The organism is Streptomyces sp. NRRL S-378, assembly GCF_000720645.1.
Lineage (GTDB): Bacteria > Actinomycetota > Actinomycetes > Streptomycetales > Streptomycetaceae > Streptomyces.
The window spans coordinates 162,470-176,251 of sequence record NZ_JOBX01000005.1 but is presented as its reverse complement, the minus strand read 5'-3'; the positions used below and the strand labels follow the sequence as shown (position 1 = coordinate 176,251).

The window sequence follows — 13,782 nt, the reverse complement described above, 5'->3', positions numbered from 1 at the left end:
GTACGGCGCGGTAGGAGGGCACCCGAGGGGCCTTACCATTGACCCCATGGCGAAATCCGGTACGACGACCCAGGGGCTGCGCACGGCGATCGAGCGCAGCGGCTACTACCCGGCCCTCGTGGCCGAGGCGGTGGAGGCCGCGGTGGGCGGCGAGCCGATCTCGTCGTACCTGGTCCACCAGGAGACGACCTTCGACTCCAACGAGGTGCGCCGCCACGTCACCGTGCTCGTCCTGACCGGCAACCGCTTCATCGTCAGCCACACCGACGAGCAGGCCGCCGACGCCGGGTCCCCGTCCCCGTACGCGACGACCTCCACCGAGTCGGTCAAGCTCTCCAGCATCTCCTCCGTGGTGCTGAGCCGCGTCGTGGCGAACCCGGAGTCCTACACCCCCGGCACCCTGCCCCGCGAGGTCGTCCTGACCATCGGCTGGGGCGCGGTCTCCCGGATCGACCTGGAGCCGGCCGCCTGCGGCGACCCCAACTGCGACTCCGACCACGGCTACACCGGCAACTCCACCGCCGACGACCTCAGCCTGCGGGTCAGCGAGGCCGGCGACGGACCGGAGGCGGTGCGCCAGACCCTGGTCTTCGCGCAGGCCCTCTCCGAGGCGACCGCGGCGACCTCCACCTCCGCCCGCTGATGGTGTACTCCGCACCGCAGGACTGGACCGAGCCGGAGCTGCTGGACCTGGCCGGCGCGCCCGTCCCGGAGTACGGCGCCGGCTCGCTCGCCGACCTGCTGCCGACGCTCGTGGCGGGCCAGGGCGTCCCCGGCTACACCGCCGCCATCGCGGAGCTGACCCCCGCCGACCGCAACTGCGTCTTCCTCGTCGACGGCATGGGCTGGGAGCAGATCAAGGCCCACCCGGACGAGGCCCCGTACCTCGCCTCCCTGCTCGGCAGCTCGCGCGGCGGCACCGGGCGCCCGATCACCGCGGGCTTCCCGGCGACCACCGCCACCTCGCTGGCCTCCGTCGGCACCGGGCTGCCGCCCGCCCGCCACGGACTGCCCGGCTACGCCGTGCGCAACCCGGCCACCGGCGAGCTGATGAACCAGCTCCGCTGGCACCCGTGGGCGCCGCCGAAGCCGTGGCAGCCGTACCCGACGGTCTTCCACGAAGCCGACAAGGCCGGCGTGGCGACCGCGCAGGTGTCCTCGCCCGCCTTCCAGACCACCCCGCTCACCAAGGTCGCCCTGAGCGGCGGCACCTTCCTCGGCCGGATGACCGGCGAGGAGCGGATGGACGTGGCCGCCGAACGCCTCGCCGCCGGTGACCGATCGCTCGTCTACACCTACTACAGCGAGCTCGACGGGGCCGGACACCGCCACGGCGTGGACTCGGACGCCTGGCGCGGCCAGCTCATGTACGTGGACCGGCTCGTCCAGCGGCTCGCCGAGCAGCTTCCGCCGCGCACCGCGCTGTACGTGACCGCCGACCACGGCATGGTCGACGTCCCCTTCGACGAGGACGCGCGGATCGACTTCGACGAGGACTGGGAGCTGGGCGCCGGCGTCGCCCTGCTGGGCGGCGAGGGCCGGGCCCGGCACGTGTACGCGGTGCCGGGGGCGGAGGCCGACGTGCTGACCGTGTGGCGCGAGGTGCTCGGCGACCGCTTCTGGGTGGCCAGCCGCGAAGAGGCCCTGGAACTGGGCTGGTTCGGCCCGCCGGGGGAGTGCGACGAGCGCGTGCTCGGCCGGATCGGCGACGTCGTCGCGGCGGCCCAGGCCGATGTCGCGATCACCGCTTCGCGCAACGAGCCGAACGAGTCGGCCCTCACCGGAATGCACGGCTCCATGACCGCGGCGGAACAGCTCGTCCCGCTGCTCGAAATCCGCACCTGACCGGTCCGGTCACCACCCCCGTACCCGCCCACGACCCGAAAGGTCCGTACTTCCCATGCCCGAGCTGGTGTTCTTCTCCGGAACGATGGACTGCGGAAAGAGCACGCTGGCGCTCCAGATCACGCACAACCGCTCGGCCCGCGGCCTGCAGGGCGTGATCTTCACCCGCCAGGACCGGGCCGGCGAGGGCAAGCTGTCCTCCCGTCTGGGTCTGGTCACCGAGGCGGTCGAGGTCGCCGACGCCATGGACCTGTACGCCTACCTCGTGGGGGAGCTCTCCCAGGGCGGCAAGGCGGACTACGTGATCGTCGACGAGGCCCAGTTCCTGGCTCCGGAGCAGATCGACCAGCTGGCCCGGATCGTCGACGACCTCGACAAGGACGTCTTCGCCTTCGGCATCACCACGGACTTCCGCACGAAGCTCTTCCCCGGCTCGCAGCGTCTGATCGAACTCGCCGACCGGATAGAGCAGCTCGCCGATGCCCTGGGGGTCGGGGGTGCGGGCCAGGGCGCGGCGGGCGGGGTCGGTGTACTCGCGCTCGACCGACTCCTGCAGCAGGGCCAGTTCGGTGCGGACGGCCGGCAGTGTGCCGGGCGGCAGCGCGGTGAGCAGGCCCTCCAGCAGGGAGCGGAGCCGCCGGCAGATCTGGACGGACGCAGTGCCGTACTCGCGGATCTCGGTCACGGCCAGCTGGAGGTAGTCCTCCCAGTCCCGGCCCTGGACCACCAGCCGCGGCGTGCCGTGTCGGTCGCCCAGCACGTAGCGGTTGCGCAGGCCGGCCCGGCCGACCGCGTGCAGGAACGTCTCGATGTGATTCAGTACCTGGACCGCGGTGGTCGGGTCGTTCACGGCGGGGGACAGCGCCCGGACGGCGATGTCGACGAGGACCCGCAGCGCGAACGCGGGGTCCTGCTCGATGGTCCGCTCCGAGCCGAAGGCGATCAGCCCGGTGACCTCCCGCGGCTCGGGTGCCGACGTCCCGCCACGGACCTCCACGACCACCGCGCCCGGCGGCACGTAGTCCCCGACCAGGCGGGTGACCACGAGGACGCAGTCGTGGCGTTCCGCCAGCGCCGTCAGCCGTCCCGGATGGAACGCCTGGATCACGCCGCCGCGTTCGGACCGTACGCAGGCGACCGGACCGCCGTCCGCCGGCGCCCCGGGGTCCCCCGCACGCGGCGCGGCGCCGAGGACCGCGGCCTCCCCGCGGACCAGGACCGTCCCGCCCAACCGTCCGACCAGTTCGGCGATGGCGACGGGCCGGAGGTTGTGGGTGAACCGGTTGAGGTAGACGAGCAGCAGCAACAGGCTGACGGACACGGCCGCCCCGGCCATGGTGACCCCGAGGTCGGGCACGGAGTCCGACTCGATGGTGCGCAGCAGGGCGAAGGAGAAGGAGAAGGTCCCGGTGAAGGTGGCCAGCACCGCCTTCTGCAGCCGGTCCCGGTACCACAGGCGCATGTAGCGCGGGGACAGCGTGCCCGTCGCCTGCTGGACGACGAGCACGCCGATCGTCACGACGAATCCGAGCAGGGCGATCATCGCGCCGACGATGGCGGTGAGCACGCCGCCGGCCGTGGAGGCGGAGTACCGCCAGCCGGCCGGGAGCCCCTCGCTGTCCACGGAGACGGCCCATTCCGCCAGCAGTACGCCGAGGATCAGACCGAGCAGCGGCACGATCCACAGGCTGGCCTTCGTGTACTGCAGCAGCCGGAAGCGGGAGGCCCAGGACATCAGGGGCCGTAGCGGGATTCCGGTTGCCCGACGGGCGCTTTCGTGCGTCTGCGCGGCAACGGCACGGGTGACCTCCGACCTCCGGTTCACGGCTCGGGACGGCCTTCAGCCCTCACGGTAAGGCCGCTCACCGTCCTGCGCACGCCGCGGCCGGGCCCGGCCGCGGCGTCCCCGGCCTCCGCAGGACCGGCCGGACATTCCTGCCTAAGCTGACCGCGTGACACCGGTGACCCGGATCGGCCTTCTCCCGTCCGTGTTCCTTCCGGCCGGGCCGTGTACCCGCGGACCGAGAGGTGTTCCCGATGGACGAGTACCCCCTGATCGAGAACCACGGGCTGATCGGCGATCTCCAGACGGCCGCTCTCGTGACCACCGACGGAACGATCGACTGGTTCTGCTGTCCGCGCTTCGACTCGCCGAGCGTGTTCGGGTCGCTGCTGGACCGGGAGAAGGGCGGGCACTTCCGGGTCGCACCGCTGAACACGACGTACACGACGAAGCAGTTGTACTTCCCCGACACCGCGATCCTCGTGACGCGGTTCATGACGGAGTCGGGCGCCGGCGAGGTGATCGACTTCATGCCGGTGACCGGGACGACGGCCACCGACCGGCACCGCATCGTGCGGATGCTGAAGTGCGTGCGCGGCAGCATGACGTTCGAGATCGACATCGCCCCGCGGTTCGACTACGGCCGGGCCCCGCACACGCTGCACACCACCGAGCACGGCGCTGTGTTCGCGTCGGAGGGACTGGAGCTGACCGTTCACGCCGTCCGCGAACCGGGCGACGAGCGGCTGCTGAGTGCCCTGTCCGACGACCACGACCTGCACTTCTCGCTGACCCTGCAGGCCGGCCGGCAAAGGGGGCTGGTGCTGGAGTCGTCGGCCGGCGGGCCGCCGCGCGAGATCCTGCCCGCCGACTTCGACGCGATGTTCGCCGAAGCGGTCCGGTACTGGCGGTCGTGGCTGCGCCAGTCGACGTACTCCGGCCGGTGGCGGGAGGCCGTCGAGCGCTCGGCGGTGACGCTGAAGCTGATGACCTACGCGCCGAGCGGCGCCCTGGTGGCCGCTCCCACGGCGGGACTGCCCGAGCAGCTGGGCGGCGAGCGCAACTGGGACTACCGGTTCACCTGGATCCGCGACGCGTCGTTCTCCGTGTACGCCCTGCTGGGGCTGGGCTTCACGGAGGAGGCGACGGCGTTCATCGGCTGGCTGCGCGACCGGGTGAAGGAGAAGGCCGGCAGCGACGGGGACACCGGCCCGCTGAACATCATGTACCGGGTCGACGGCTCCTCCGACCTCGTCGAGGAGACCCTGGAGCACTGGGAGGGGTACCAGGGCTCCCGGCCCGTACGCATCGGCAACGGCGCGGCCACCCAGCTGCAACTGGACATCTACGGCGAGGCGCTCGACAGCATCTACTTCGCCCATCAGCACGGCATCCAGCTGGACAACCCGGGCTGGGCCTCCCTGCACACCATCCTCGACTGGCTGACCGACCACTGGGACCTGCCCGGTGAAGGCCTGTGGGAGACCCGGGGCGGCCGCCAGGACTTCACCTACGGCCGGGTGATGTCCTGGGTGGCCTTCGACCGTGCCCTGCGGCTGGCGGCCGCGAGTGGCCGGCCCGCGGCCACCAGCCGCTGGAGCCAGGCCCGCGACGCGATCTACGGGCAGGTCCTGCAGCGGGGCTGGGACCCGCAGCGCGTGGCGTTCGTGCAGCACTACGGCAGCGACGTCCTCGACTCCGCCCTGCTGCGGATGCCGACGGTCGGCTTCATCACTCCCGACGACCCGATGTGGAAGTCGACCCTGGACGCGATGGACCGGGAGCTGGTCACCGACAGCCTGGTCTACCGGTACAACCCCGAGGCGTCGCCGGACGGCCTGAGCGGCTCCGAAGGCACGTTCTCGCTGTGCACGTTCATGTACGTCGACGCGCTCGCCCGGGCCGGACGCACCGATCAGGCGCGGCTGGTGCTGGAGAAGATGCTCTCCTACGCCAACCACCTCGGCCTCTACTCCGAGGAGATCGACCTGACCGGCCGCCAGCTGGGCAACTTCCCGCAGGCGTTCACCCATCTGGCGCTCATCGACGCGGCCATCACCCTGGACGCGACCCTCAACCGGGCTCGGGCCCGCGCTGCGTGAGCGGTACGGGACCGAGCAGGACGAGGACGTCCTCCTCCGCCGGGGCGGCGGCCTCGGTCTCCGTGACGGGGTCGAGCCTGCCGTCGGCGCGCACCACGAACAGCGTCTCGAAGTCCGCCGGGGCCGGCTCGGAGGCCGGCTGCACCAGGTAACGGGCACCCTCCCGGTAGCGCTCTGCCAGCACGTGCCGGACCAGCCGGGTGCCGAAGAGGATGTCGCCGCCCGTGTAGGGGGCGACGACGCCGTGGCTGGTGTGCGGGGGTCCGACCCGGTAGACGGGGCCCTCGACGTTGCCCTCCACCATGACCGAGGCCAGCGCGTTGAAGTCGTCGTCGTCCGTGAGGAGGAAGACGGCGGTGACGCCCTCCAGCCGTGCGCGCGGGTTGGTGGCGGTGGCCAGCAGTTCCCCCTGAGCCAGTTCGATTCCGGCGTCCTTGATCCGCTCCCGTTCCTCCTCGTCCCCTGCCCACATGAGGACGTCGAGTCCGGCCGAGCGCAGCGCCTTCCCCATGTCGATGACCCAGCGGTCACCGCCCACCAGCAGGGGGCGCGTGCGGGAGGGGCGGACGACCCCCAGCCTGCGGGCCATGGGGGCGGCGGTCAGCGCGTAGAGCAGGACCGTTCCCACGATCACCAGGAAGGTCACCGGGAGGATCTTCGAGGCCCCCTTCAGCCCCTTGTCGGTCAAGGTGGCGGCGAACGCGGATGCCGTGGAGGCCGCGACGATGCCGCGCGGCGCCATCCAGGCGAGGAAGCCCCGTTCCCCGCGCGTGAGCCCGGACTTCCGGGTGGACATGAAGGCGATCAGCGGCCGCAGGACCAGGACGAGGAACGCGATGAGGACGAGGGAGGGGAGGAGCACGGGCGTCAGGGACGCCGGGGTGACGGTCGACGAGATGGAGATGAACAGCAGCCCGATGATCAGCTGGACCAGGGTCTCGAAGAAGGGGCGGCGGGCGGGCATGTCGAAGCCGGGGATGTTGGTGACCGCCAGCCCCGTGACGATCGCGGCGATCAGCCCGGTGTCGTCGCGGACGATGTCGCAGCCCGCCGACACCGTGATCACGACGGCCAGCTGGGCGAGCGTGCCGAGCGTCTCGCCGAGCCGCAGGACCCGCAGCGTCAGCCACAGCAGGGCGACGCCGACGGCTCCGCCGATCAGGCCGACACCCATGCTGATCATGAACTGGCCGAGCTGGTAGCCCCGGCCGATGTCGATCCGGTGCGAGGAGGAGACGGCGTGGAAGACGAGCGCGCCGAGGATGCCGCCGATCGGGTCGATCAGCGTCCCCTCCCAGATCAGGATGCGACGTACCTTGTCGGTGGGCCGCACGTATTCGAGCAGCGGTCCCACCACCGTCGGTCCCGAGACCACGAGGATCGTGCCCAGCATCGCACCGGTGGCGAGCGACATGCCGAACAGCGCGGGGGAGACGAAGCCGACCGCGAGGAAGGTGGCGAGCACACCCACCGTCAGCAGTCTGCCCACCATGCCCCGGGTGCGGCCGGTGAGCTGGCGCAGGTTGAGTCCGAGACCGGCGTCGTAGAGGATCACCGCCACCGACAGGGAGACCAGCGCGTCGAACGGCGGCCCGATCAGCTTGTCCGGGTGGATGACGTCGGTCAGCGCCCCCGCGACGAAACCGGCGGGCAGCAGCAGGATCAGCGCGGGCACGCGCAGCCTGCTGGCGAGGATCTGCGAGAAGGCGGCCAGCGCCACCGTCAGGGCGAGGCCGAGGAGGATCTGGTCCTCGCTCACAGTGGCATTCCCCCTCGGACGCTTGCGGTGCGACGGGGCCGGACGCGGCTCGCTCGCCCCTCAGCTCCCATCGGCGCTCTCGCCCCGTTCTGTGCCGCCGCGCCGCAGGTCGGCGTCGGTGAGCGACTCCAGTTCGCCGTGCGTGTCCAGCCAGTACAGGAGGGCGACGGCCGGGGCGACGATCACCAGGGCGACCAGCGTGACGAACGCCAGCCACGTCAGCGTGGAGGGGGCGCCCGCGGCCTCGGCGACGGTCAGCGAGGTGGGGATGAGGTAGGGCCGCTGGGCCATGCCCCAGGCCAGGACGGCCGCCGCGACGACCCCCACCGCCGTGACGCGTACCCAGGTTCCCGGCGGCCGCAGCAGGAGCCATGCCGTGGCGAACGTGGCCGCCGCGGCCAGGAGGACGAAGACCAGCCCCATGCCGTGGGTGAGGCCGTGCCACACGTGGGGGGCGTCCGTGCGCGTGACGAACAGCGCGACCACGGCCAGTACGGCGACCACGGCGAGCGCGCCCAGCGCCCGCCCCCGGAAGTGGTCGACGAGATCGGGCGCGCCGAAGCGGCGGGCGTCACCGAAGAGGAACACGGCGCCGAGGAAGGCAGTGGTCGCGATGGCCAGCAGCCCGAAGACCAGGGAGGTGGGGTTGGACCAGGCCCTGGCCGAGGCCTCCGTGCCGAGCGCGACCCGGCCGGAGGCGATCCCGCCGGCGGCCGCGCCGAGGAAGAAGGGCGTCACCAGCGAGGACACGGCGAACAGGGTCCCGAACAGGCGCTGCCCGGCGATCCGCCGGGAGGCCTTGCGGAAGGCGAAGCCCGCGCCGCGCAGGACCATGCCGACGGCGGCCAGGGCGAGCGGCACCCACATCGCGGAGAACACCGTCTGGAAGAAGACCGGGAACCCCGTCCACATGATGACGAAGATGAAGATCAGCCAGACGTTGTTGACCTCCCACACCGGGGCCATGGCGTGGTCGATGAGCCACCGGGGGCGCTTGCCCCGCTCCGCCCCGCCCGAGGTGAGGTCCCAGAAACCGGCCCCGTAGTCGGTGCCGCCGGCGCAGGTGTACGCGGTCACGGCGAGCAGCAGCACGAAGGCGATGAGGTCGGCGGTCACGGGCGGCCGTCCCCGGACGAGGGCCCGGACGAGGGCGTGGACGACGAGGCCGAGGAGGACGAGGAGGACGGGACGGACGAGCGCGGTCCGTACGGCGTGTCCGCCTCCGGGGCCTCGACCGGACTCCCCGCCTCCGGCTGGGCGTCGGCGAGCCGCCATCTGGTGCGCATCTTGAGGAGGACGGCGAGGAACGCGCCGAAGACGAACACGTACACCACGATCACCAGCCCGAACATGATCCACAAGGTCGTCGAGCGCGTCGAGGTGACCGCCTCGGCGACCCGCATGTTCTGGTAGACGATCCACGGCTGGCGCCCCACCTCGGTGGTGACCCAGCCGCATTCCACGGCCACGACGGACGCGACGCCCGCGCAGGCCGCACTGCGCCAGAACCACTTGGACGCCGGCAGCCTGCGGTGCCGCAGCCAGACCACGGCGTACCAGAGGGCGAGCAGCACCAGCACGGACCCGATCACGACCATGAGGTCGAAGGCCCAGTGGGCGATGGTCGCCTGGGTGGCGTTCGGCCGGTCGCTCTCCGGGACGGCGGTCAGCCCCATCACCTTGGTGTCCGGACTGAAGCCGGCCAGGATGGAGTCGAGCTGGGGGATCTTGATGCCGCCCGAGATCGTCCCGTCCGGATGCAGACGGCCGAACAGGTACTCGGGCATGTGGGTGTCGGTCTCCCAGACGATCTCCATCGCGGCGAACTTCACCGGCTGCTTCTGGAACACCTGCCGGGCGATGGAGTCGCCCAGGAAGAACTGGATCGGGGTGGCGATGGCCGCGACGGTGAAGGGCACGGTGAAGCCGAGCCGGTGGTAGTGGTCGCGGCGGCCGCGCAGCCAGCCCACGGCGTAGACCCCGGCCACCACGTACCCGGCGGTGAGCAGCATCGCCACGACGAAGTGCCAGTACTGCGGCCCGAACATCGGGGTGAAGATGGCCTTCCAGATGTTCACGTCGACCGGGTTGCCGGCGGAGTCGAGGGTGAAGCCGCGCGGGGTGTTCATCCACGAGTTGGCGGCCAGGATGCCGAACGCCCCCATCAGCGCGGCGGCCGGCAGCGGAAGCCCGAGCAGGAAGTGCGTACGGGGCTTCAGCCGGCGCCAGCCGTACAGGTAGACGGCGATGAGCACCGCTTCGAGGAAGAACGCCCACGCCTCGACACCGAAGCCGATGCCGAACACGTCGCCCCACTTGCCCATGAGCCCCGGCCAGAGCAGGCCGAACTCGAAGGACAGGACGGTGCCGGTGACGACTCCGACGGCGAACTGCACCGCCATCACGGCCGACCAGCGCCGCGCCAGCAGCAGGGCGGTGGGGTCGTTGCGGCGGATCCCCCGGTAGTGCATCAGCAGGGTGATGAACGGCAGGGCCACCCCCATCGGCACCAGGATGATGTGCGAGGCCAGGGTGAAGGCCATGAGCTGTCGGGCCGGGAGCAGCTGGGCCGGGGCATCCGCCGCCAGCAGGAGAACCGTGGTGTGCATGCGTGCCTTCGCTGCTAGGCGGGGGAGGGATCAGCCGCCGGTGGCGAAGCCGGGGAAGAGGGTCATCCCGCCGTCGACGTAGAGGGTGGTCCCCACCACGTAGTCCATGAGGTCGGAGGCGAGCACGACGACCGCGTGGGCGATGTCCTCCGGATCCCCGATCCGGTCGTACGGGATCAGCTTCAGCAGGTCCTCGCGGGCCTGCTCGGTCTCCCACGCACCGCGGTTGATCGGCGTCTTGATGGCCCCGGGGGCGACCGCGTTCACCCGGATCTTCTGCGGCGCGAGCTCTTGGGCCAGGGTCTCCATCATCATCTGCACGCCGCCCTTGGAGGAGGCGTAGTTGACGTGGCCCGCCCACGGGATGAGCTGGTGCACCGAGCTCATGCAGATGATCTTCCCGGCCGCGCGGGACACCTCGGGCACGACGCCGCGCCGCACGAACTCCTTCGTCGCCTCCCGGGCGCACAGGAACTGCCCCGTCAGGTTGACGTCCAGGACCTTCTGCCACTGGGCGAGGGTCATCTCGGTGAACGGGGCGTCCCGTTGCAGGCCGGCGTTGGCGACCATGATGTCGATGGTCCCGAACTCCCGGACCATCCGGTCCACCATGGCGACGACCTGGTCCTCCTGGGACACGTCCGCCTCGTACGCCGCCGCGCGCACCCCGAAGGAGGTGATCTCCCGGACGACGGCCTCGGCAGACTCCTGGTCCGCCACGTAGTTGACGACGACGTCGGCGCCGGCCCTGCCGAGCCCGATGGCGGTCGCCTTCCCGATGCCGGAGTTGGCGCCGGTGACCAGCGCCTTCTGACCCTTGAGCAGGTGAGCCGGAATCACACCCTGCGGTGCGCCCACGGTGGACTCCACGTTTGTGCTGCCTCCTCGATGAGCGGGCCGCCACGTCCCGGCCGCAGCCGGACGGACCGACCGCCCACGTAATCACCGGCCGCAGCGGGGAGCCTGCCGGGCGGGTCCCGGTTGGGCCGTTCGGCCGAGGATCTTCCTCCGGTCGGCGCAGACGCGGGGGAGGGTCAGTTCAGCCGCGCCAGGAGGCGGTCGCCGACCCGCAGGGCGTTGGCGATGGCCGTGAGGGACGGGTTGACCGCGCCGATGCTCGGGAAGAAGCTCGTGTCGACCACGTACAGGTTGTCGAGGTCGTGCGCCTTGCAGTTGACGTCCAGGGCGGAGGAGGCCGGGTCCGTGCCGAAGCGGACGGTGCCCGCCTGGTGCGCGGTCGCCCCGATCGGCATGCCCTTGTGCAGGTAGATGCTGTGCGACAGCAGGTGGTGCTCGTGCATGCCCAGGTGCCCGAGCATGCTCTGGAGCTTGTGCCGCAGCCGTTTCAGGCCCTCGATGTTGTTCTTCTCGTCGAGCGCGAGGTGGATGGCGCCGTCAGCGTCCAGGGTGACCCGGTTGTCGGGCTGCGGAAGGTCCTCCCCGCACAGCCAGAAGTCGACCGCGTGGTGCGCCAGCACCTCGAAGGGCATGTCCGGGGTGACGGCTCCGGCCCAGCGCGGGGCCTCGCCGTGGATCTGCTCGGCGTCCGACTTGCCCAGCATCTGGATGCCGCCCAGCGGGAAGTCCCAGTCGTCCGCGCCCAGGTACCAGTCGTGCAGCGCGAGGGTCTTCTGGAACTGCGTGGGGTTGGGCTCCTTCGACACCGCCATCAGGGCCAGGTTGTTGTGCCGCATGTAGTGCCGGCCGACCACGCCGGAGCTGTTGGCCAGCCCGCGGGGGTGACGCTCGTTGGCCGAGGCCAGCAGCAGCGCGGCGGAGTTGACCGCCCCGCAGGAGACGACCACGACGTCCGCGGAGAACCGGGTCTCGCAGCCGTCGGGCAGCCTGACGACGACGGCGGTGACGCTGCGCCCGGCCGCGTCGGTCTCCAGCCGGACCACGCGGGCGTCCGTGACCAGCTCCACGCCGGGGTGTTCGAGGGCGGGCTCCACGCAGATCACCTGGGCGTCGGACTTGCCGCGCACCAGGCAGGGGAAGCCGTCCACCCGGTCGCAGCGGATGCACACGCTGGACGGGACGGCCCGCCCGCCGGCGTCCTGGACGAGGTCGACCCCGATGGGCAGGTGGAAGGGGTGCAGCCCCTTCTTCTCGAGGTCGTCGCTCAACTGCTGGATGCGCGGCTCGTGTTCGACCGGCGGGTGGGCGTACTGCGCGCTCGCCGGGCCCTCGCCCGGGTCCTCACCGTGGCGCCCGTGCACGCGGTAGAGGTGTTCGGCCTGCGTGTAGTACGGCTCCAGGTCCTCGTACCGCAGCGGCCAGGCGGGGGAGATGCCGCCGTGGTGCCGGATCTCGCCGAAGTCCTCGGGCCGCAGCCGGAAGAGGGCGGCTCCGTAGAACTTGGTGTTGCCGCCGACGTAGTAGTTGACCTCGGGCGGGAACTCGTTGCCGTGCCGGTCGAACCAGAACTCCGGGGCCCGGTACTTGCCCCGGACGAACACGGCCGTGGACTCCCAGTTGTCCCGTTCCCGCGGCAGCCAGCCGCCGCGTTCGAGGAGGAGCACGCGCTTGCCGGAGGGCGCCAGCCGGTGGGCGAGGGTGCCGCCTCCGGCGCCGGTGCCGATGATGATGACGTCGTAGTGGGGAGAGTCGCCCACGTCGACCACCGTCCTTGGGCTCGTGGCCCCCGTCGGGCCGGGGACCTGCCACTCCGCGGCGCGGAGGCCTGGCATTCCCACCCATTCGAAACTAGCCGCCCTTCCACCGGACGGCGACCCGGTCGGACGGGCCCGGGCGCGGAGCGCCGTCACAGCACGGCGATCGGGTTCACCGGAGAGCCGGTGGCGCCCGGCAGGCGCAGCGGGGCGACCACGCACAGGAAGCTCCAGCGGCCGGCCCGCGCGCAGGCCCCCGCCAGTTCCTCGAACTGCAGGTAGTCCATGAGGTGTACACCCATCGCGTGCACCGCCAGGACGTGCACGGGGAACGCGACGTCCGCCACCGCGCTGGGGGCGGTGTCGTTGTTGCCGTCGCCGCCCAGGACGGAGACCTCCCGATCGGCCAGGAACGCCAGGGCCCGCGGGTGCAGGCCCGCCCTGGCCCGGGCCGCCTCCCAGGCCCCCAGCTCCCCGCGGCGGCGCCGGTGCCCCACCCGGACCAGCAGCAGGTCCCCGGGGCCGACGCGGACCCCCTCGGCGGCCTCGGCGGCCGTCAGGTCCTCCACCGTCACGTGGTCCCCCGGCTCCAGCCAGGGCACGCCGCGCAGCCGCGGTACGTCCAGCAGCACACCCCGTCCGACGATGCCCTCCCGGACCAGGTCCACGGAGAGCGAACGGACCTCCGGGGCCGTCGCGTCGCCGGCCGGGACCCCGTCGTAGAGTTCGCCGTCGTACAGCACGTGGTTCAGCCCGTCGAGGTGGCTGTCGGCGTCGCCGTGGACGTTCATGGCGAACCGGTCGAGGGCGAAGTGCAGCCCGTCGGCCCCGGCCTCCCCGGGGGCGGGACCGGTCATCCGGTGTTTCGCCGGCTCGGGGTTGTCCGGGCCCGGCCGGGTCTCTATCGGCGCGGCTAGGGACACCGTGCGCCCGACCCTGACCTCGGCCGCGGCCGCCGCGACGCGTGCCGGCGTCAGATGGCGCAGCGCCCCGCGCCGGCCGCGGTCCGTGCCGGACCGCGCTGCCCGGCGCAGCCGCTCGTACAGGACCCGGAAGTCCTCCGTGCTCATGG

9 protein-coding genes and 2 pseudogenes are annotated in these 13,782 nt (G+C 71.8%); 4 read left to right on the top strand and 7 right to left on the bottom strand.

What is annotated here, in order from left to right:
* Window positions 1–46 precede the first annotated feature (46 nt).
* From IH80_RS0105590 to IH80_RS41855, 3 genes and pseudogenes are all read left to right on the top strand, one after another.
* On the top strand, window positions 47–643 hold the full coding sequence (locus tag IH80_RS0105590) for a DUF5998 family protein (protein WP_030958173.1): 597 nt from the start codon (window positions 47–49) through the stop codon (window positions 641–643).
* Window positions 643–1,845, top strand: a complete 1,203-nt coding sequence (locus IH80_RS0105585; protein WP_030958171.1) for an alkaline phosphatase family protein — start codon at window positions 643–645, stop codon at window positions 1,843–1,845. Before IH80_RS0105590 ends, IH80_RS0105585 begins: the two co-directional genes overlap by 1 nt.
* 55 nt (window positions 1,846–1,900) lie before the next feature.
* Window positions 1,901–2,320: pseudogene (locus IH80_RS41855) on the top strand (thymidine kinase); the annotation flags it as partial.
* A gap of 153 nt (window positions 2,321–2,473) precedes the next feature.
* On the opposite strand, the pseudogene IH80_RS0105580 reads toward IH80_RS41855, so the two are convergent.
* A pseudogene (locus IH80_RS0105580) lies at window positions 2,474–3,580 on the bottom strand (DUF2254 domain-containing protein); the annotation flags it as partial.
* Between the two features lie 302 nt (window positions 3,581–3,882).
* Here IH80_RS0105580 and IH80_RS0105575 point away from each other — a divergent pair.
* Window positions 3,883–5,730: a glycoside hydrolase family 15 protein gene (locus IH80_RS0105575; protein WP_030958168.1), complete on the top strand. Its 1,848-nt coding sequence runs from the start codon at window positions 3,883–3,885 to the stop codon at window positions 5,728–5,730.
* On the opposite strand, the gene IH80_RS0105570 is transcribed toward IH80_RS0105575, so the two are convergent.
* The 6 genes from IH80_RS0105570 to IH80_RS0105545 form a co-directional block, all read right to left on the bottom strand.
* Complete coding sequence (locus IH80_RS0105570; protein WP_030958167.1) at window positions 5,702–7,489, bottom strand: cation:proton antiporter; 1,788 nt, start codon at window positions 7,487–7,489, stop codon at window positions 5,702–5,704. The two genes, IH80_RS0105575 and IH80_RS0105570, sit on opposite strands and share 29 nt — an antisense overlap.
* Before the next feature lie 60 nt (window positions 7,490–7,549).
* On the bottom strand, window positions 7,550–8,605 hold the full coding sequence (locus tag IH80_RS0105565) for a cytochrome d ubiquinol oxidase subunit II (RefSeq protein ID WP_030958166.1): 1,056 nt from the start codon (window positions 8,603–8,605) through the stop codon (window positions 7,550–7,552).
* Window positions 8,602–10,098: a cytochrome ubiquinol oxidase subunit I gene (locus IH80_RS0105560; protein WP_030958164.1), complete on the bottom strand. Its 1,497-nt coding sequence runs from the start codon at window positions 10,096–10,098 to the stop codon at window positions 8,602–8,604. The genes IH80_RS0105565 and IH80_RS0105560 overlap by 4 nt, the downstream gene beginning before the upstream one ends.
* Before the next feature lie 30 nt (window positions 10,099–10,128).
* Window positions 10,129–10,968, bottom strand: a complete 840-nt coding sequence (locus IH80_RS0105555; protein ID WP_037878933.1) for an SDR family oxidoreductase — start codon at window positions 10,966–10,968, stop codon at window positions 10,129–10,131.
* 164 nt (window positions 10,969–11,132) lie between these two features.
* Window positions 11,133–12,713 carry a GMC oxidoreductase gene (locus IH80_RS0105550; protein WP_030958160.1) on the bottom strand — a complete coding sequence of 527 codons (1,581 nt, stop codon included), beginning with the start codon at window positions 12,711–12,713 and terminating at the stop codon, window positions 11,133–11,135.
* Between the two features lie 149 nt (window positions 12,714–12,862).
* A complete protein-coding gene (locus tag IH80_RS0105545) occupies window positions 12,863–13,780 on the bottom strand; it encodes a cyclase family protein (RefSeq protein WP_030958159.1) in 918 nt (305 codons plus the stop codon).
* Window positions 13,781–13,782 lie beyond the last annotated feature (2 nt).

What these genes read in the sequence shown, in the direction of transcription:
- IH80_RS0105590 (WP_030958173.1), top strand. Translation starts at nt 47, where the DNA reads ATGGCGAAATCCGGTACGACGACCCAGGGGCTGCGCACGGCGATCGAG.
- IH80_RS0105585 (WP_030958171.1), top strand. Translation starts at nt 643, where the DNA reads ATGGTGTACTCCGCACCGCAGGACTGGACCGAGCCGGAGCTGCTGGAC.
- IH80_RS0105575 (WP_030958168.1), top strand. Translation starts at nt 3,883, where the DNA reads ATGGACGAGTACCCCCTGATCGAGAACCACGGGCTGATCGGCGATCTC.
- IH80_RS0105560 (WP_030958164.1), bottom strand. Translation starts at nt 10,098, where the DNA reads ATGCACACCACGGTTCTCCTGCTGGCGGCGGATGCCCCGGCCCAGCTG.
- IH80_RS0105545 (WP_030958159.1), bottom strand. Translation starts at nt 13,780, where the DNA reads ATGAGCACGGAGGACTTCCGGGTCCTGTACGAGCGGCTGCGCCGGGCA.